At 62.4% G+C, this 19,128-nt stretch carries 15 protein-coding genes and 1 tRNA gene; 5 read left to right on the top strand and 11 right to left on the bottom strand.

All coding sequences use genetic code 11. The annotated features are described in order from the left end of the window. Window positions 1-224 precede the first annotated feature (224 nt). Window positions 225-1,163, top strand: a complete 939-nt coding sequence (locus ACVDHI_RS17880) for a LysR family transcriptional regulator (protein ID WP_319909213.1) — start codon at window positions 225-227, stop codon at window positions 1,161-1,163. 45 nt (window positions 1,164-1,208) lie between these two features. Here ACVDHI_RS17880 and ACVDHI_RS17885 read toward each other — a convergent pair whose 3' ends face one another. The 8 genes from ACVDHI_RS17885 to cmoM form a co-directional block, all read right to left on the bottom strand. After that, entirely contained in the window at window positions 1,209-1,517 is a 309-nt protein-coding gene (locus ACVDHI_RS17885) for a putative quinol monooxygenase (RefSeq protein WP_202043628.1), read from the bottom strand. A gap of 264 nt (window positions 1,518-1,781) precedes the next feature. After that, window positions 1,782-2,267, bottom strand: a complete 486-nt coding sequence (locus tag ACVDHI_RS17890; protein ID WP_103243077.1) for a GNAT family N-acetyltransferase — start codon at window positions 2,265-2,267, stop codon at window positions 1,782-1,784. Between the two features lie 17 nt (window positions 2,268-2,284). Further along, window positions 2,285-2,758 carry a cupin domain-containing protein gene (locus tag ACVDHI_RS17895; protein WP_039040728.1) on the bottom strand — a complete coding sequence of 158 codons (474 nt, stop codon included), beginning with the start codon at window positions 2,756-2,758 and terminating at the stop codon, window positions 2,285-2,287. Window positions 2,759-3,044: 286 nt separating this feature from the next. Continuing rightward, entirely contained in the window at window positions 3,045-3,431 is a 387-nt protein-coding gene (locus ACVDHI_RS17900; protein WP_042863918.1) for a septal ring lytic transglycosylase RlpA family protein, read from the bottom strand. 149 nt (window positions 3,432-3,580) lie between these two features. Next, window positions 3,581-8,008 (bottom strand): chromosome partition protein MukB, encoded by a 4,428-nt coding sequence (mukB, locus tag ACVDHI_RS17905; RefSeq protein WP_447212357.1) that lies wholly within the window; start codon window positions 8,006-8,008, stop codon window positions 3,581-3,583. Window positions 8,009-8,053: 45 nt separating this feature from the next. After that, window positions 8,054-8,791, bottom strand: a complete 738-nt coding sequence (mukE, locus tag ACVDHI_RS17910) for a chromosome partition protein MukE (RefSeq protein WP_042863921.1) — start codon at window positions 8,789-8,791, stop codon at window positions 8,054-8,056. Then, a complete protein-coding gene (gene mukF, locus ACVDHI_RS17915) occupies window positions 8,772-10,091 on the bottom strand; it encodes a chromosome partition protein MukF (RefSeq protein WP_039040724.1) in 1,320 nt (439 codons plus the stop codon). Before mukF ends, mukE begins: the two co-directional genes overlap by 20 nt. A 114-nt stretch (window positions 10,092-10,205) precedes the next feature. Further along, window positions 10,206-10,982 (bottom strand): tRNA uridine 5-oxyacetic acid(34) methyltransferase CmoM, encoded by a 777-nt coding sequence (gene cmoM / locus ACVDHI_RS17920; protein ID WP_039040723.1) that lies wholly within the window; start codon window positions 10,980-10,982, stop codon window positions 10,206-10,208. A 128-nt stretch (window positions 10,983-11,110) separates the two neighbouring features. Between cmoM and elyC the strand changes: the two genes are divergently transcribed. From elyC to ACVDHI_RS17940, 4 genes are all read left to right on the top strand, one after another. After that, on the top strand, window positions 11,111-11,896 hold the full coding sequence (gene elyC / locus ACVDHI_RS17925) for an envelope biogenesis factor ElyC (protein WP_447212358.1): 786 nt from the start codon (window positions 11,111-11,113) through the stop codon (window positions 11,894-11,896). Between the two features lie 135 nt (window positions 11,897-12,031). Next, window positions 12,032-12,787 carry a triose-phosphate isomerase gene (gene tpiA, locus ACVDHI_RS17930; protein ID WP_042879260.1) on the top strand — a complete coding sequence of 252 codons (756 nt, stop codon included), beginning with the start codon at window positions 12,032-12,034 and terminating at the stop codon, window positions 12,785-12,787. 143 nt (window positions 12,788-12,930) lie between these two features. Next, window positions 12,931-13,902, top strand: coding sequence for a 6-phosphofructokinase (gene pfkA, locus ACVDHI_RS17935; protein WP_010674852.1), 972 nt, complete (start codon window positions 12,931-12,933; stop codon window positions 13,900-13,902). 1,308 nt (window positions 13,903-15,210) lie between these two features. After that, window positions 15,211-16,467, top strand: a complete 1,257-nt coding sequence (locus tag ACVDHI_RS17940) for an amidohydrolase (protein WP_408745313.1) — start codon at window positions 15,211-15,213, stop codon at window positions 16,465-16,467. Window positions 16,468-16,537: 70 nt separating this feature from the next. On the opposite strand, the gene yjjG is transcribed toward ACVDHI_RS17940, so the two are convergent. From yjjG to ACVDHI_RS17955, 3 genes are all read right to left on the bottom strand, one after another. After that, the gene (yjjG, locus tag ACVDHI_RS17945) at window positions 16,538-17,218 is read right to left on the bottom strand and encodes a pyrimidine 5'-nucleotidase (protein WP_010674855.1); all 681 of its coding nucleotides are present in this window, start codon (window positions 17,216-17,218) and stop codon (window positions 16,538-16,540) included. A 33-nt stretch (window positions 17,219-17,251) separates the two neighbouring features. Then, entirely contained in the window at window positions 17,252-18,736 is a 1,485-nt protein-coding gene (locus ACVDHI_RS17950; RefSeq protein ID WP_447212359.1) for a M17 family metallopeptidase, read from the bottom strand. A gap of 144 nt (window positions 18,737-18,880) precedes the next feature. Next, window positions 18,881-18,957: transfer RNA gene (locus ACVDHI_RS17955), tRNA-Met, on the bottom strand. Window positions 18,958-19,128 lie beyond the last annotated feature (171 nt).

Below are 19,128 nucleotides of genomic sequence, written 5' to 3' on the forward strand. Positions count from 1 at the left end.
TGATTATCCCGATATACAACACAATGACCGACATAATGGGGTAATGACGCACCCGAAATGGCCCAAAAACCGCTGCTTCATGCCATTTCACCGTCAAACGGGTCGCCGGAGGGGGAAACCCGATGTGATGCGGATCGCGGTGTCAGGAGGGACCCGCCTCCCTGCCCCGCCATTCCCGTGCCCGAACTTTGACGGCGATCTCACCCTTAAAGCCTGGAGAGACCATGTTCCCGGACACCCAATGGCGCGATCGCGTCACCCTCAAGATGTTGCGTTACTTCCATGAAGTGGCCAGCCAGGGCCACTTCAGCCGGGCAGCCCTGCGGCTCAATGTCTCCAAATCGCCGCTCAGCGCCCAGATAAAGGAACTCGAATCCCTGCTGGGGGTGACCCTGTTTGAGCGCCACACCCGCCAGGTGAACCTGACCCCCACAGGGTGCCTGCTGCAGGCCGAATGCGATCGCCTGTTCGACGTGCTGGAGAGCGGCCTCAACCGGGTGGTGCAGGCAGGGCGCATGGAGCGCAACCAGATCCGCATCGGGCTGGTCAGCTCCATCTTCTGGGCCGGCTTTGGCGAGGTGATCCGCCAGTGTCACCAGCGCCACCCCGAGTGCGAGATCTCCTTCACCGAGCTCTCCCCCGAGCGCCAGAAGCAGGCGCTGGCCAGCAAGGAGATAGACATCGGCCTCGCCCGCTTCGCCGACACCCTCAACATCCACCCGCTGCAGGCCGAGACTGTCTATCGGGAGTCCATGGTGCTGGTGGTATCGGACGAGCATCCCCTGCGGGATCGCAAGCGGGTCTCCCTCCCTGAACTCGCCGCAGAGCCCTTCGTGCTGATGAGCCGCGCCAACTCCGCCTCCACGGATCTCATCATCAACGCCTGCCTGGTGGAGGGCTTTTACCCCCGCCTGCGTCAGGAGGTGGTGGAGCCCAATACCCTGATGGCAGTGGTGGCCACCAGCCAGCAGGTGGCCCTTGTGCCCGCGAGCTACGCCCGCCAGAAGTGGCCCCACGTGCGCTTCATCCGCCTCGAGCAGGGGATCCCCGCCGATCTCTGCGTGCTCCATGCTCCGCCCCTGGCCGGGCAGCCGACGACCACCGCCATCCGCCACTTCATCGACACCATGAGCGAGCAGATGAACCTGCCGGAGCGAGGCTGAAGGCAAAAAGCCCGATGAGGGGATCATCGGGCTCTGCGGCAAGGATCAGGGGCTCACTTCTTCCATGAAGACAAGCCGAAGGGGTTCGGCCAGCAGCTCGTCCGCCTGGCGAGCGAAAGCCTGGAAATACGCGGTCTCACAGTGGGCATCCAGGGCGGCCTGACTCACGAAGGCTTCCCGCATGTAGAAGGTGCCGGGTTCATCCTTCAACTCGAACAGTACGTAATCGAGGTTGCCCGGCTCCTGGCGAGTGGGGTCAATCAAGGCAAGCAGGGTATCGCGAAGGCGCTCTCCCATGCCGTCACGGGCCTTGAGCACCGCGATCGATACCAGTTTGTCTGTCTCTTTTTTCATCCAGTTTTCTCCGTTGTACATCGTCAACACGCCAGAGAGTGCAACCTGGACAGCGATTTATACTGCCGGATGCCCCCCATCAGACGTTGCCCAGTGTAGGCAGGACGGTGGAGGCCATATAGGGGGGCAGAATGAACACTGTGTTCAACGGGGTGGATAACCACGCCGTGCACGGAGGAACAAACGAGCGGGAGGGATCATGGCGCAAAGGGTGGCAACGGGACCCGCCAGGAGGCGGCACGGCTTGCTGCCCCCTGGTCCAGGCTAAGGGCCTGCAGACCAGCGCTCAACGTCAAGGCAATAGGTGGTGAAAGGGTGTTCGCCCAGGCGCGTTTTCCTCACCCAGATGGCCCGTCTGGCGAGGGATCGATAAGGCGGGCGGGTATCCAGCAAGTGAAAGAGGATCGTCCGATGGCCAAGCTCCCTCGCCCACCCCATCATCTCGTTGAAAATCGCCACGCCGCTTCCCCAGCCGCCCCTGGCGAGCACAATGGCAAGCTCCACTCCCTCGTCATCGGGCTGGATGCCGCACCACCCCGCCAGGGTGCCGTCGAGGAAGATGGCGCGCACGCGGCAACCTGGCCGGGCGTCGACTCCCAGCTTGTGCGCCATCCAGTCGCGCACCCCGGCCACATCGAAAAGCGGGTGAGGGATCAGGTGCTTTCGCAGCGTCTCGTCGTTGAGCAGCGGCAGAAAATCCTCTGCCCTGACAGCAGAAAAGGGGCTGAACACCATGGAGGTCTCTCTCATTGCCCGAAGAGCTCCCCCTAGTAGGGGCTGCCATCCTTGTGTCTGGCTGACCAGGCACCATCGGCCCCCTGTACCAGGGCCAGATCGTCGTCGGGATAGTCGACGGTATCCCCTGGCAGCCTGTCCCCCACCTCGAGATAGACGGCGTCCACCTCACCGTGGTTGAGCAACTGGTGGGCCAGGCCGCTGCCCCCCTTGAAGCCGATGCACTCCCCCGGCGACATCCGGTACTCCTCCTCCCCGTGGCGCAGGGTGGGATTGCCCGAGAGCACATAGACGAACTCGTCCTGCAGGCCGTGATGGTGCTTGAGCGCCGAGATGGCTCCCGGTGCCAGGGTCGTCAGATTGACCCCGAAATTGGCGAGGCCGAAATGATCCCCCAGCCTGCGCCGGGTGCGGTGCTTGACCAGGGAGGCAAAGGGCTCCGGATAGAGGGACTTTGCCTTGTGCTCGGGGATGGCCGTTGCCTGAATGGCGCGTTTGTCAGTCATGTTCTGATCCTCCCTGTGAATGACGTCTCACTTTATAGCCTGCTCCTTAGCGGCGAAACATGGGCAGGGGTTGAAGGGGGTCTCACACACCATGTCATGCCCGGTTGCCGCCAGATGGCAAAGACACCCTGTTTTTCGTTTGGCTATCTTAATGGCACACCGGAAAATGGGAAGCCGCGTCGGCGACCTCACCAATGGAATGAAGAAGATGGCCCGCGATCACTGGGAAGCATCCTCTTCCAGCGGCCCGGGTATGGAGGGGCTCGGGCACATGCAGAACCGGCGACTAGAGCACCTCAATCCTGACCTTGATAAGCCCGGATCGGGGATTGCCGATGGCGCTGAAGGCCGCTTTGGAGAGATCGATGATGCGCCCGCGGGGGAAATTGCCCCTGTCGTTGACCCTGACCACCACGCTCTTGTCGTTGGCCAGGTTGGTGACCCTGACCAGGGCGCCGAAGGGCAGTGTCATGTGGGCGGCGGTGTTGGCGTGGCGCTGGTAAGGCTCCCCGCTGGCGGTGCGCTTGTTGTGGTAGCGATCGGCGTAATAGGAGGCGAGCCCCGTCTCGCTATAGCCTCGCCAGTTGCCCGCACTGCCTGCATCAGGCTGGCTGCTGCAGGCGGCCAGCAGCAGGCACAGGGAGGCCAGCAGCCCTTTTTGTCGCGTCGTCATGCGTTGCTTCCTCGATGGGACAGAGCGACCAGCATCGCCAGTCGGGCTTCCGTTAACAGGGGCCTACTCTCTCATATTTCCCATGTAAAACGGGAGGCCCAGGCCTCCCGTTTGTGTGTTCACCCGTCAGCCCCTGTCAGGGGAAGATGTCAGGCGATGAGCTTGTCGTCGGCAAAGCCAAAGCCGCGCAGCCCCACCACATGCACGTGCTCGTGCTTGCCCTGCACCTTGCGGATGAGCTTGTAGGTGGTGCCCTTCTCGGGGCTGATGTTCTCCGGCGCCGCGATGAGGAGCTGCATGTCCTGCCGCTCGCACAGCTCGAACAGGGTGGCGATGGATTTGCCATCAAGCCGCGCCGCTTCGTCCAGGAACAAGAGGCGGCAGGGAGCGATGTCCTTGCCGCGCAGACGGCGGGACTCCTCCTCCCAGCTGATCAGCACCATCAAGAGGATGGCCTGACCGGTGCCGATCGCCTCACCGGTGGAGAGGGCGCCGCTCTCGGCACGCAGCCAGCCGTCAGCCCCGCGCTGCACCTCGATCTCCAGCTCCAGGTAGTTGCGATAATCCAGCAGCACGTCCCCCATCACCTGATAGTTGCGCTCCCCCTGCTCCACCTGCGGATTGAGACGCTGGAAGAGCTTGGCCATGGCCTCGGAGAAGCTGAGCTCCTTGTCGGCGAAAAGATCGTTGTGCATGGCGCTCTGATCGGCCAGCGCCGTCAGGAGGCGAGTGTGGGCCTCGCGGATATTGACGTTGAGACGCACCCCGCGCACCAGACCGAAGGCGATGTTCTGCAGGCCCTGGTTCAATACCCGGATGCGGTTCTGCTCCCGGCGGATGATGTTGGTGATCTTGGCCGCCACCTCGTGGGAGGAGAGGGACAGATGGGTTTCCCGCTGCTTGAGCTCGTCGGCGAGGCGCGCCAGCTCGATCTCCATCTCCTCGATGGCTTCCACCGGATCGTCCGAGCGGATGATGTCGTTGCGGATGCGATCTTTGAGGTAACGGTAGACCTGCACGTAGAAGGCGACCTTCTGCTCGGTGCTGCGGTTGCCTTCCGACAGACGCAGCGCATCGCGCAGGGCCTCGTCGTGGGCCACCGCCACCCGCAGGGCGCCGAGGGCCTTGTCCGACATGGAGCGCAGCTCGTCGCTGTCGAGGTACGCCAGCTCGCGCTTGTTCAGACGCTTCTCGACGTCGGTCTCCCGTGCCAGACGCACCACCCGCGACCAGCTCGCCTTGTGACCCACCAGGGATTTGCGGGCGCTGTAGTAATCCTTGCCTTCGAGCTTGAGACGACCGCCAAGGGATTCGATTTCGCGCTTGCACACCTGCAACTGGGCCTCGGCGCTGGTGCGGCGGGTCCGGGTGCGGATAAGCAGCTCTTCAATCTCTTTCTTGTGGGCACGGGCCTTCTCTTCCATGTCATCCGACAGGGTCAGCCCCATGGCCGCCAGCTCCTGCTCGAACTCCGCCAGGGTCTGCCCCTTGGCCGAGGCGCTGGAATCGAGCGCCGTGCGCAGTTGCAGCGCCTCGGTGTGGCGCTGGGTGACCTGCTTGTGCTGCTCACCGGCGGTGCGGGCGGCAAGCTCCGCCGCCTTGAGCTTCTCTTTGAGTCGCTCGCTCATCTCGGAGGCCTTGCCCAGCAGGTCTTGCGCATCCTGATAGGCAAAGTGCGGCAGACGGGCCACCAGCTGATCGAGGGCGTAGCAGCGGCGCTTCTGCTCGGCCAGCAGGTCACTCACCTCGTCAAAGGCCGCCTGCAGGGCCGCCAGATCCTGGGGATCCTGGCGCAGCACCTGCACCATGGTTTCCAGTTTTTCCAGCGCCTTGCCGTGTTTGGCGATAAAGGCTTCGGCTGTTTTAAGCGCCTCCACGTCGGCGTGAGCCGCCTCGAGGCGGGCCGCCAGGTCTGCCTCGGCAAACAGGTGGGCAAAGGGCAGCATCCCCTGCACCAGCTGGATATGGCGGGTCAGCTGGGCGGCGGCGGCTTTGGCATCACTCAGCTGCTTGTCGCACTCGGCGATGGTTTCTTGCAGCTTGCGCTGCTCGGCCTGTTTGGCCTGCACCTCGGCTTCGGGGTCCGGGCGGAAGGCGATATCCAGATGCTGGCCGATAAAGTCGCGGAAGTGGCCGTAGAGACGGTGGTACTTCTGCTGCTCGAAGGCGGCCTTGGCGTAGCCCTCGATGAGGTTTTCCCGCTCAAGATCGAGCTGCTCGATCCGTTTTTCCCGGGCGGCGCGGCCAAACAGCGGCAGCTCGGGGTAGCGGGAGAAGCGCACCTGACGCTTGCTGGTGCGCACCAGCACGGCGTCCCCCAGCTCATCCGCTTCCACCAGATCCTCGTCAAAGGAGTCTGGGTTGCCCTGAATGAGGTAGATATCTTCCGGGCAATCTTCCAGCTTTTTCAGCCGCTCGATGGCGCCTTCGAGGTCGAGCACCACCAGGGCGCTGCGGGCCGGGCCGTAGAGCGCGGAGTAGTAAGGGGCATCATCGATGGAGATGTCGTCGTAGACATCGGAGAGCAGCACGCCCCCCACCAGCTCGGCGATGCGGGCAAGACGGGGATCCGCCTCGCCGGCACCCAGCTGCAGGTTGCGAATTTGCATCTCCAGCGCCTGTTTCTGGCCCTGAATGCGGTTGCTCTCCTGCTCGAACTCCCGCTCCTTGTCGAGCACGCTCTGCATGCCGGAAGAGAGTTCTTCGGCGGTGGCCAAGGCCAAGCCACTCTGCTCGCGCAGTTGCTCGAGTTTTTCAAAGGATTTGAGCCAGCGCGGGGCCAGCTTGGTCAGTTCCGCGATATCGCGACCCAGCTGAGTGCCCTGATGCTCGAGGCTGGCGCGGCGCTGATTGGCCTCTGCCTGCTGCTCGGAGAGCTCCTCCTGGCGGGTGCGCTGGGCTTCGAGGAAGATCTCCAGCTCGTCCTGGCTGGCAATGTGCTGACCAGACGCCTGGGCCAGCTCGTCTCGCAGCCGCAAGAGGGTCTTCTGGCTTTCGCTCTCTTTCTCGAGGCGAGCCAGGGCGGCGCGCAGACCCTGGCCCTGGGCAATGCGGGCCTTGTCTTCGATGTGGCGCTTGAGCAGCCCCTGCGCGGTGGGCCAGGCAGCCTCGCGCACTGTCTCGGGGGCGATGCTGAGCAGCAGCGCCAGCGCCGCTTCGTGCTCGGCCACCGCCGCCTTGGCCAGCGCCAACTGCTGCTCGGCCCCCAGCACCCGGCTGGTCAAGCTCTGCTCGGCTGCGCGGAACTGGTGCAGGGTGTCGCTCGCCTGCGCAGGCTCGAACCCCGGCAACTCGCACTGCTCGCGGGCAGCATCGAGGGCCTGCACCGCCTGACGGTACTGGATGGCGCGGGTCTGCTGGATATCGAGCGCCTGCTGATAGTCGGCGAGCTGGGTCTTGAGGCTGTCTACCTCTGCCTGGGCCAGCTCCTTGCGCTCTTCCACTTCCAGCAACTGGCCGTGGATCTCTTCCACCACCGCCTGCTGCTGCTCCAGCTTGTCGTTGAGCTCCGCCAGATCGGCGCGATAGAGGGCAATCTTCTTTTGTAGGGCCACGGCCGCCATCACCTTGGCCAGGTGCTCGGCGGCGGACTCCAGCTCGTCGGTCAGGAGCTTCTCGCGGTTGGTGAGCTGATCCACCTCGTCCGCCAGATAGATGGCGCGCTGCTTCTCCTCGGCCAGCAGGCGGCGTTTGCCGGCGAGCTCAGAGCGTGCCTTGAGGGCCAGCTCGGAGAGGCGGCTCTTCTCGGCAGCGCCCCGCACATACTCCGCGGCCACATAGTGGGTGGTCTCGGTGATCAGGTTCTTGAAGAGATCCCGCTGACCCTGGGTCTCCTTGATGGCTTCCAGGGTGCGGCGGTTCTCGTAGATGGCCGCCTCCATGTCCTGGAACGCCTTGCGCACCCCGGAGTTTTCCGGCAGCAGGTATTCCCGCAGGGAGCGGCTGATGGACGAGGAGATGCCGCCGTAGAGGGAGGCCTCGATCAGCCGATAGAACTTGCCGCGATCCTTCTGATCACGCAATTTCTTCGGCGTGATGCCGAACTCGAACATGAAGTTGTGATAGTCGGTCACCGTATTGAACTTGGCGACCTTGATGGCGCCGAGCTCCGCTGCCGCCCCCTTCAGATCGGCGAAAGCACGTACCCGGCCCTTGCCGTCATCGAGCTTCTCCAGCAGCAGATCCGTGGGCGCCAGGTGCTCGGGCACATCCACCAGGGCGAACGGGGTGATGTTGACCTTGTTGTCACGGTTGGCCACCTGTTCGAGGTGGACGCCGACCCAGATCCGCTGCTCGCGGCTGTTCATCACTTCCAGCAGCGAATAGCAGTGGCCGCGCTGCAGCTTGCCGTAGAGCCCCTTGTCGCGGGACGCGCTGGAGGAGCCCGCCTCCGTGGTGTTACGGAAGTGAAGCAGTGACTGGTCGGGAATGAGGGCCGCGATAAAGGCCGCCATGGTGGTGGACTTGCCCGCGCCGTTGCCGCCGGACAGGGTCGTGACCAGCTGGTCGAGATCGAAGGTGCGGGCGAAGAAGCCGTTCCAGTTGACCATGGTCAGGGATTTGAATTTGCCTCTCACGCCACACTCTCCATCAAACCGGCAGACACCATCAGTGCCGGCACATTAACGTTGCAGATCATCTTCCACCTCCAGCTCCAGCTGCTCTTCGTCCAGATCCTCTTCGATATCCTCGAACAGGGAATCGCTGCTCGGCATCTCGTCGTCGTGGAAGATAGCCTCCCCTTCCTGGATCATCCGCAGTTGCACCGCGCGAGGATCCTCGTCGGAGCGCACATCGGCGGCGAAGCGGAACACGGATTCGTTGACCCGGAATTTGTCGCTGTTGCCAAGGGGGGTGATCATCCCGAGGCGCTTGAGGCGACGCATGGAGGTGCGGATCTTCTCGAGGAGCTTCTTCTTGTCCAGATCCGTGCCGCCGGAGCGGCTGTTGACCATGCGCAGCAGTTGCTTCTCGTCCGCCAGACTCAGCACCTCTTCTTGCAGCTCGCCCATGGCGAACACCCCTTCCGAGGCGAGGCGATCCGGGCTCAGGTAGAGGTAGCAGAGTACCTTGCCCACCAGCATATCGAGCTCAGATAACACTGTTGTTCCGATGTCGGCGCTCGGGCGCGGACGCAGGTAAAAGAAGCCTTCCGGCGCCTTGATGAGTTCCACCTGATAGCGGCCGTAGAAGATCTCCAGCTCCTGGTGGTACTCCACCAGGGCAGAGTGCTGCTCGAATTCGTCGGCACTGATGTGGCGACCGGAGCGCAGGGCGGTGTCGATGCGCGGAAACAAGGGGTTGGCGATGGCCTCTGCGAGACGCAGGGGCAAGGGAAACTCAGTATTGATCGATGACATAGGCCTGAACCTTGGATCCAGCTTGGTTGATGGGTTTCCATGCGGGTTGGCGGTGGTGCTCGCGCTCACCGCTGGCATGGCCGAGACGCACGGCCTGATCGATCAGGAGGCGCGCCACGTCGAAGTGGGCATGGGCCGGGTAGTCCAGCAGGTATTCCCGCAGCACGTCGGCAAGATCCAGCCGATCTCCCTGCTCGGGGTAGCGGGCCAGGTAGCGCTCGATGCGCTCCGCCAGCTCCTGGTTGATGTCCACCATCTCCACGTACTCCATCTCGAGGGGCACCTCGCCGGTCACCTCCTCGTCGTGGATGGCGATGGTTTCATCCCGAAGCTCCAGCAAACGGGGCTCTTCGGCCACCCGCAACAACCAGCTGTGCTGCTCGAAGTTGCGGATGGATTCCCGCAGCCGCTGGCTGAAGGCGCGGTTCTTGTCCATGTCGATGGCGTTGCGGATGAACTTGTGGACGTGCCTGTCATAACGGGACCAGAGCTCGATGCACTGCTGGCCCCAGGCGGTGATGACGTCCAGACGCCCCTGCAGGGCGTGGGTCAGCTCCTCGACATGGAACAGATCATCGCGCCCCTGGGCCGCTTCCTGAATGTTGAGCAGCCCCGCCTGCAGGCGGTGGCCGGCGGCGTCCAGGGTGTCCTGCAACTCGCGCAGGGTCTGGCCGGTCTCGTGCAGGAGCTTCTCGCAGCTGTGGATGGCATCGACCCAGTTCTGGGTCAGCAGGGCCGCGATCTCGCTCTTGACCTGGTTTTGCTGCTCGTCCATGGCGCGCTGGGTGAGATCGATGCGCCCGAGCGTCTCTTCCAGGGAGAAGGAGAGGCGCGGCAGCACCTCGGCGTCCCACTGCTCCCGGGTGTTGGTCTCGAGCGCCGCCTTGCGGGCGGTGTCGAGCTCGGCCGCCAGGTGCTCGAGCAGGATGGAGAGCTTGATGGAGTCCACCTGGCGCTGATCCATGAAGAAATCGACGATGCTCATGCCAAGGCGCGACAGGCGGTAGAGGCTCTCCCCCGCCACCATGTCGGTGGTGAAACGCGACAGCAGTTGCTGGCGAATGAGATCGTTGATGGCGTTGTTGGCGCGACCGGTGAGGGTCTCGTCCATCTGGCCGAAGGCACTGCTGACATAGCCAAAGGCATCGTGCAGCGCGGCCTCAGAGAGATCAGACTCGTCCTCGGAGAGCGTCTTGATCGCTATCAGAAAGGCCAGCCTGTCGGTGGGGAGGTTCAGCGCCAACCCCTCCTGTCTGACCCATCCCACCGTCTCTGGCAGGGTACGGGATGTACTCATCATGACGTTATCATCTCGTTGTTATAGTCGGCAGGTCTTCGCCCGCCGTGGTGATATAGGCCGGGGTCGGTGGCGCCCCGGCGGCTGGATCCCGCATCGTATTCACGCCGGTGTGTCTCAACCGGCCGGTTTCTGGGCCATCACATGGATGTAGCGCCCCAGGGAAACAAAGGGCTCCTGGCGGCAATATTGCTGCTCCATGGCCAGCAGGTCCTCGAACTTCTCGACCTGATCCTGCTTGTGGCGCATGTAGTCGTGGATGACGCGCACCCCGGTCTTGCCGATGATCCGCAATCCCCCCCGGCCTATCCAGTCATAGACCTGCTCCGGCAACTGAGGGTTGGTGGGAGTCAGGGCGGTCTGGCGTTTCTTGCGAAGGCCCAGGCGCACATAGTCGAAATTACCCACCACCAGGCTCTGGAACAGGAGGCCGTGACGATTGTAAAAAAGCAGCGACAGTATGCCCCCAGCCTTGACGAAAGGGAACAGACCCAGCAAGGTCTGGCGCGGCTCGGCGAGCCACTCCAGTACCGCGTGACAGAGCACCAGATCGAAGGTGCCGGTCACCTGGTGCTTGAGATCCTGAATGGGGCAATGGATGAGACGAATTCTGTCTTCCAAGCCCTTCTGGGCGATCTGCTCCCGGGCCAGATCCAGCATTTCTGCCGACAAATCGCACAGCTCCACCTGATGGCCCATGGCCGCCAGTTTCTGGGCGAAGTAGCCAAAGCCGCCGCCGGCATCCAGGATGCGCAGCGGCCGGTTGCCCAGGCGCGCCAGGCAGGCTTCGATGTCACTCCAGACAATGGTGGTGCGAATGCGCCCCTTGGTGGAGTCGTAAATGTTGCGAGCGAACTTGTCCGCGCGCCCGTCAAAACTCTGATCTTGCTTCAAGACACACTCATCTTCGACCGCCCCGCCATGAGGGCCGCAGGAGGAACCACACAGGATTGGGCCACAGGAAAAAAGAGGGGTATTCTGTCACATCCCGAATTTGCTGAAAACTCAAGGACGTCTCTGTCGTGTTCGAGCTCAACTTCTTTGTCATCAAGAAATGGCTGGGCCATCTGTTGATGCCGCTCCCCTTCTCTCTCTCCTTGTTGGTGCTGGCGCTCGTGCTGCTCTGGTTCACCCGCTTTCAAAAAAGCGGCAGGCTGCTGGCGACCCTCTCCTTGGTGATCATCGCCCTGATGGGGACGCGGCCGGTGAGCTACGAGCTGGCCCGCAGCCTGGAGCAGACCTATCCCCCCTTCGAGGTGAGCCAGCATCCTGACATCCAGGCCATCGTCGTGCTGGGCAACGGTCATGTGAGCGATCCGGCCATCCCAGAGCGCGCCTGGCAAAACAACATCTCCCTGGCGCGCACCCTGGAAGGGGTTCGCCTGGCCCTGGCCTATCCAGAGGCCGAGCTGGTCTTCTCCGGTGCCGTGGCCGGGGATCCCCTGTCGAACGCCGAGGTCAACGCCCGCATGGCGGCCAGCCTTGGCATCCCGCGAGCGCACATGACGTTGTTTGAAAACAACAAAGACACCCATGACGAGGCGGTCAGCATCGCCGCCCACCTCAACGGCAAGCGGGTGGCACTGGTGAGTTCGGCCACCCACCTGCCCCGGGCCATGGCCCTCTATCGCAGTCAGGGACTCGATGCGGTGCCGGCTCCCACCGATTACACCGCCAAGCAGAGTCAGGAGCCGCAACCCCTCTACAGCTACCTCCCCAAGGGGCGTTATCTGATGTATTCCGAGGCTGCCATTCACGAGTGGATTGGGGTATGGTGGGCCCGTTTGCGTGGGCAGGTCACCGAGTGAGCAATCGCGCCTTGCATTCCTGATTTGGATCAGGAAAGCGAAAAAAAATTACGTCATTTGCCGCCGGGTCAGCTATCTTGGGCTCGGTTCAATTCATATAATGTTGCGCAATCAAATGCCTAGGAGATATAGAAGATGAGACAGCACCTGGTAATGGGTAACTGGAAACTGAACGGCACCAAGGCTTCTGTAGAAGCCCTGATCAAAGGACTGACCCCGGCCGCTGCCGCTCATCCTTCCGTGCAAGTGGCCGTCTGCCCGCCGGTTATCTTTTTGGGTCTGGTTGAACAGCTGACCGCTGGCAGCAAGATCGCCTACGGTGCCCAGAACGCCGACGTTCACGAGTCCGGCGCCTTCACCGGCGAAAACGCCCCCTCCATGCTCAAAGCCTTCGGCTGCACCTACTCCCTGGTCGGCCACAGCGAGCGTCGTACCCTGCATGCAGAGACCGACGACGTGGTGGCTGCCAAGTACGAAGCCATCCAGAAGGGCGGCCTGATCCCCGTGCTGTGCATCGGTGAAACCCTGGCCCAGTTCGAAGCCGGTACCACCAACCAGGTGGTCGAGACCCAGCTCAAGGCCGTGATCGATCGCTGCGGCATCGCCTCCTTCGAGAACGCCGTCATCGCTTACGAGCCGGTATGGGCCATCGGTACCGGCAAGACTGCCACCCCGGAAATCGCTCAGGCCGTTCACGCCCACATCCGTCAATACCTGGCCGGTTTTGATGCAGCCGTGGCTGCCAAGGTACAGATCCTGTACGGCGGCTCCGTGACTGGCGCCACCGCTGCCGACCTGTTCGGCCAGCCGGACATCGACGGTGGCCTGGTGGGTGGCGCGTCCCTGAAAGTGGACGACTTCTCCCAGATCATCGCTGGCGCCGCCAAGTAAGCGCCAAGCAAAGAGGGGCCCCGCCCCTCTTTGCATATCGCTTTCCTATGGACCCTCTCGCCATAGGAAAGCCGATATAGTAAAAGCGGCCAGCCGTATTTTTCAGAATCTTGATTTTCGACAACTCAGATCCAGAGGCACTCATGACCAAACAAATCAAACGTATTGGTGTTTTGACCAGTGGTGGTGACGCACCGGGTATGAACGCAGCCATCCGCGCCGTGGTGCGCGCCGGTCTGCATCATGGCCTGGAAGTTTACGGCATCTATGATGGCTACCTCGGTCTGCACCAGGACCGTATCGTCAAGCTCGAGCGTCACAGCGTCTCCGACGTCGTGAACCGTGGCGGTACTTTCCTGGGCTCCGCCCGTTTCCCCGCCTTCAAGGATCCGAAAGTCCGTGCCGAAGCGGTCGAAAACCTGAAGAAACACGGCATCGACGCCCTGGTGGTCATCGGCGGTGACGGCTCCTACATGGGTGCCAAGAAGCTGACCGAAGAGGGCTTCCCCTGCATCGGCCTGCCGGGCACCATCGACAACGATATCGCCGGTACCGACTTCACCATCGGCTTTGACACCGCTCTGAACGTGGTCGTGGACGCCATCGACCGCCTGCGCGACACCTGCAGCTCCCACCACCGCATCTCCGTGGTCGAGATCATGGGCCGCCACTGCGGCGATCTCGCCATGTCTGCCGCCGTTGCCGGTGGTGCCGAATACGTGATCGTGCCGGAAGTGGCCTTCGACAAGGAGAAGCTGCTGCAACAGATCAAGGAAGGCGAAGCCAAGGGCAAGAAGCACGCCATCATCACCATCTGCGAGCACGTCACCGACGTCAACGCCCTGGCAAAAGACATCGAGGCCATGACCGGCCGCGAAACCCGCGCCACCATCCTGGGTCACATCCAGCGTGGCGGTTCTCCCACTGCCCGTGACCGTATCATGTCCAGCCGCATGGGTGCCTTCGCCGTCGAGCAACTGCTGGCGGGCCAGGGTGGCCGCTGCGTCGGCATTCAGGGCAACGAGATGGTGCACCACGACATCATCGACTGCATCGAGAACCTGAAGCGCCCGTTCAACCAGGAGCTGTACGATCTCTCCACCACCCTGTTCTAAGGGCTGTGGTCTGACAAAAAACCCTCCTCTGGAGGGTTTTTTTATGCGGGCTCCTCACCCCCTCCTCCCTCTGCGGGGGCCCGACTATCCACTGGCCACTGTCGCCATGTCTTACCCCTTGCCCGGCGGCCCTGAGCCTCTGACCCCACGACCTTCTCCTTTACTTCTTTCCCCCGCTTTTCTGCTTGCTCACCTTGTTCGCGACGGGTCTGGATAAAGGCCTTGGTGCCGGAGTGCCACGGCCCTGCGCCAGGCCTCCCCTGCCCTTCATCCCATCACACTGGCGCCATATAGCCACCCGGGTGGGCCGACGATCTCTCCCGCTTCCCCTGCGCGCGGGCCCAGTGGCTCGTCCCCCCAAGAAAACAGCGAAAAACGGGGCTTCCGGCCACCCAAGGCCCCATGAAGATCGCCCCCCCATTTTCCCGCCTTCCCCCCTTTCCTTCCATGCTCCTTTGACGGCCGTTTTGTCGTTTTTTCGTACTCTTTTTGCTCCCATCCTGTTTGGGATGAGCAGAAAATTGAGCCTTCATCGGATAACCCTGGCTGGCAACAGCCTTGCAGACTGGGGTTGGGACACAAGTCGTGAGAAAACATGACATGGGATGACAAAACCTGGCTGACAGCCACCAACCTCCCTATGGCGACACCAATCGGCGCATCCCGCAGGCCATTTTGCTGACTAAAAATGGAGAACACCACAAAGACCCCAATCGGAACCACAAAGGAAAGAGTCACAAGAACAACGTAACTCAATGTATTTAAAGACTTTATATACATCCCCTTTAACTGGTATCACCATAAAACCCTTACAAGGACAAAAAACGCCCTTAAACTTTGAAAAATGCAGCCATATTTCACCGCCAAACCATTTTCGCCTCATAATTACATTTTTCGTTGTTTTATCGTTCTATTGTGGTATCTTGGTTCCATCATGAGCCAACCAAGGGAGATAAAATCATGAAAGAGTTCGTAGTTACCGCCGTTTTCACCGTGTTTTTCACTCTGGTTGCCGTCTCCATGCCGTCGCTGGCACAGCTCTAAGTCGGTCAATCAGCCTTCTGCCCCCTCTGCACCAGAGGGGTGGTTCAAAAAACAGACTGCAACATGGGTTTTTGACGCGCTCTGGCAAAGGATGATGCCAAGCCATCATTGAGTGCGATCTGCGCACACAAAACGACCGCGTCGACATCCATGCCATCTTTCAAGGGGAGCCCGGGCTCCCCTTGTCGCATCTCCCCCTGCGGGATTTACTCTTGCCCCCCTGCCCGTCACAATGACCGCTGGATTTGCCACGCAGGAACCACCATGACTCAGGATGCCTTGCGCCACTGGCGCCGCGACCTTCATCGTCACCCCGAAGCCGCCTGGTGTGAATTTCGCACCACCACCCTCATCGCCCAACACCTCAGTGAACTCGGTTTCTCCATCATGCTGGGGGATCAACTGCTCGCCAGCACCCTCATCATGGGACGGGAAATAGACGTCGAGGCCCAGAAGGCCCGTGCCCTGCACCAGGGGGCGCATCCGGAGTGGCTGACGCGGATCGACGCACTCACCGGCGTGATGGGACTCTGGGATAGCGGGCGCCCCGGCCCCACCCTGGCGTTTCGCTTCGATATCGATGCGGTGGAGGTCGAAGAGAGCCAGGAGGCGTCACACCTGCCCGGCCAGGGAGGCTGGCACTCCGCCAACCCGGGCTGGATGCACGCCTGTGCCCACGATGGTCACACCGCCATCGGGCTGGTGCTGGCCGAGCGGATCGCGGCCCTCGCCGATCGCCTCACTGGCCGCATCAAGCTCTTCTTCCAGCCGGCTGAAGAGGGCTGCCGAGGCGGCAAGGCGCTCGCGGCAGGGGGGCAGCTCGACGACGTGGACGCCCTGCTGGCACTGCACATCGGCATTCACGCGAGCAGCGGTGAGCTGGTGGTCAACCCCACCGAGTTTCTCTGTTCAACCAAATTCGACGTGGAGTTCATGGGGCAAGCCGCCCATGCGGGGCTCGAGCCCAACGCGGGCCACAATGCCCTGGCGGCGGCCTGCATGGCCACCACCGCCATGCTCGGCATTCCCCGCCATCGGGACGGCATGACCCGCATCAACGTGGGGCAGCTCAACGGCGGCAGTGGACGCAACGTCATCCCGGGCCATGCCCGCCTGATGGGGGAGACCCGTGGCGCGACGCCGGCCCTCAACGACTACATGTTCAATCAGGTGCAGCAGATTGTGGAGGGGGCGGCCCTGATGCAGGGCGCGACCTACCACATTCGCAAACAGGGGGAAGCGATCGGCATCGAGAACAGCCCAGCCCTCATCGAGGAAATCGTGCCTCTCGCAGAGGGGATCTCCCTTGATACCATCCACACCCGCCGCTTCGGGGCCAGCGAGGATGCCGGTTTCCTCATCGAGCGGGTACAGCAGCACGGCGGCGAGGCCGCCTATCTCATCCTGGGAGCCAACCTCGCGGCCCCCCACCATCATCCGGAGTTCGACTTCGACGAAGCCGTGCTGGCCCCCGGAGTGGCCTTGCTGGAGGCCTGGCTGCTCGCTCGCCTCGGCCGCTAGCAGACGCCGGATGCAAACAAGGCAGCCCATGGGCTGCCTTGTTTTTTTACATCCTTGCGGACATGGGGACCTACTCTCCCAGCACAATCGCGCAGAGATGGGCGAAGTGGTGGATCTCGTGGGTCGCCTCGCACGGACCTGTTTCCCGTCCCGGGTTGTACCAGCAGGTGGCAAGCCCCTGGGCGGCGGCACCGGCGATGTCGGTCTTGGGATTGTCCCCCACCATCAGCACCCGCGCCGGGCTCGGCTGACCCATCTGCGCCAGGGCATGCTGGAAGATGGCCGCCGCCGGCTTGGTCACCTGCACCTCGTCAGAGATAACGAGAGGCTCAAACCAGCTGTTCCAGCCCAGTTTGTCGAGGCGCCCGCGCTGGGGCAGGCTGAAGCCGTTGGTGATGATCCCCATTCTGACCTTGCTCTTCAGGGCCTGCAGGGTCTCCTCCACCCCCTCCAGCGGCACGCTCAGGGCGATGATCTGCTGCAGGAAGGTCTCGTTCATCGCCATGGGCGCCACGTTGACCTGCTCGGCAAAGAGCGAAAAACGGGTCTGCTGCAGGTGGGTGGCGTCAATCTCCCCTGAGTTGTACTGCTGCCAGAGCCGCTGGTTGAGGGCATGGTACTCCGCCATCTTGGGGGGAGTCGGCGCCACGCCGTAGATCTGCAGGGTCCGCTCCAGCGCCCTGGCGACCGGAAAATCGAGCAGGGTTTCGTCCAGATCGAACAGCACCCAGTCATAGCTTGCTTGTTTCACGCTTGTCCTTATTGATTGTGCTTGGCCACGTTGTCATGCGTCGGGCGCACCCATCCCCAGAGGGCTGTCGAGCAGGGTCAGGGTCAGCCTGACACCAAAGCCGGTTACCTCGCTGCCCACCACGCCATTGCCCCCCTTGTTGCGAAAACCACTCAGGTCGAGGTGCAACCAGGGAAGCTCGGCGGGCACGAAGCGCGTGAGAAAACGGGCGGCATCGATGTGATCCGGGGAGGCGCCCGGCGCGCACTGTAACAGATCGGCCCACTCGCTATCGAGGTTGTCATCGTAATCCTCGTCCAGGGGGAAGGGCCAGACTCGCTCCCCGCTCTGCTGGCCCAGCGCTATCAGAGTGGTGAGCCACTCGGGGCGGTTGGTGAAGACGCCGCTGTAACGGCTGCCGAGCGCCCGTTTGCAGGCGCCGGTCAGGGTGGCGTAGTCGATCAGCAAGTCGGGTTTGTCCCCGGCCGCCAGGGTCAGGGCATCCGCCAGCACCATGCGACCCTCGGCGTCGGTGTCCACCACTTCGATGGTGGTGCCGTTCAGCGCGGTCACCACCTCACCGGGCCGGAAGGCCTGCGGGCCGATGTGGTTCTCGGCGATGGCGAGCCAGCAGTGCACCTCAATGGGGAGTTTCGCCCGGCTGATGGCCAGCAGCGTGCCAAGGGCCACCGCGCTGCCCCCCATGTCCAGGTGCATGCCATACATGCTGCCACCGACTTTCAGGTTGTAGCCACCGGAGTCGTGGCAGATCCCCTTGCCCACCAGCGCAACGCGGCGCACCGGGTTGGCCGGACAGTAACTGAGCCTGACGATGGCGGCCTGACCGTCCGCCGAACCACGGGCCACCGCCAGGAAGGCGCCAGCCCCCTTCTGTGCCAGGGTCGTCTCATCAAACTCCTGCCACAGCCACCCCTCCTGCTGCGCCAGCTCCCGGGCATAGGCCCGGTAATGACGGGCATTGAGCTCGGACGCTGGCAGCACTGCCAGGTGGCGAGCCAGACCGTTACCTTCGGTTTCTGCGCTCAGGCGGGCCATGTCCAGCTCGCAAGGGGGGGAAAGTTGCAACTGCTGATAACCCGGTCTTGTCGCCTCACTCCGTTTCTGGGTCGGCAGGGTCACATCGGCGGCGAGCAGGCAGGCGAGCACCACCCTTGCCAGTTGCGCGCGATGCTCATCGTCAAAGCCCTCCAGATGGAGCGCCAGGTGCGTCGCCTTGAGGCCCGCCAGCGAGCCCACCCAGCTGCGCACCTGCTTGTAGAGCCGATGATCCAGGACCGGGCGGGCATCCATGAAGATCACCCGTTGCAGCCCCTGACTGTCGTCGAGGGCATAAGGGGCCTTCTGACCCAGGGCTATCTGGGTTGCCACGGCGGCAAAGGGAGGCGTCGCCAGCAGGGTATCGCGCGCTGAGTCGGCAATGAGCAGGAGTTTGACGGCAGCCGGCCCTGCCATTACCTCGGCGAGGGAGGTGTTCTGCATCGTGATTTGGGGAGAAGAATAGCTAAAAGGGGTCATCACAGGGTGCGGCCTCATCCATGAACAGAAAGCAGGATAATACCGAACAAATGGCGAGAAGGATCGGAAAAACACACATTATTGTGTGCAAGCAACAGATACTGGAGGTAATCAGAGAGGTAATGCAGAAGAAAAGCAGTCAGAAGTTGGTTGCGGGGGCCGGATTTGAACCGACGACCTTCGGGTTATGAGCCCGACGAGCTACCGAGCTGCTCCACCCCGCGTCCGAATTGTATTGCCACCACAAAAAGCAGAGCAGTTGCTTCTTGCTGTCTTCGTCTCCACCGCAGCGCTATGCGCTTGCCATGGACACAAATAGTTGGTTGCGGGGGCCGGATTTGAACCGACGACCTTCGGGTTATGAGCCCGACGAGCTACCGAGCTGCTCCACCCCG

It is taken from the genome of Aeromonas sp. 25-248 (genome assembly GCF_053005425.1).

Coding starts and splice junctions, on each gene's coding strand:
- ACVDHI_RS17880 (WP_319909213.1), top strand. CDS start 225: ATGTTCCCGGACACCCAATGGCGCGATCGCGTCACCCTCAAGATGTTG.
- ACVDHI_RS17885 (WP_202043628.1), bottom strand. CDS start 1,517: ATGAAAAAAGAGACAGACAAACTGGTATCGATCGCGGTGCTCAAGGCC.
- ACVDHI_RS17890 (WP_103243077.1), bottom strand. CDS start 2,267: ATGAGAGAGACCTCCATGGTGTTCAGCCCCTTTTCTGCTGTCAGGGCA.
- ACVDHI_RS17895 (WP_039040728.1), bottom strand. CDS start 2,758: ATGACTGACAAACGCGCCATTCAGGCAACGGCCATCCCCGAGCACAAG.
- ACVDHI_RS17900 (WP_042863918.1), bottom strand. CDS start 3,431: ATGACGACGCGACAAAAAGGGCTGCTGGCCTCCCTGTGCCTGCTGCTG.
- mukE (WP_042863921.1), bottom strand. CDS start 8,791: ATGTCATCGATCAATACTGAGTTTCCCTTGCCCCTGCGTCTCGCAGAG.
- mukF (WP_039040724.1), bottom strand. CDS start 10,091: ATGATGAGTACATCCCGTACCCTGCCAGAGACGGTGGGATGGGTCAGA.
- tpiA (WP_042879260.1), top strand. CDS start 12,032: ATGAGACAGCACCTGGTAATGGGTAACTGGAAACTGAACGGCACCAAG.
- pfkA (WP_010674852.1), top strand. CDS start 12,931: ATGACCAAACAAATCAAACGTATTGGTGTTTTGACCAGTGGTGGTGAC.
- ACVDHI_RS17940 (WP_408745313.1), top strand. CDS start 15,211: ATGACTCAGGATGCCTTGCGCCACTGGCGCCGCGACCTTCATCGTCAC.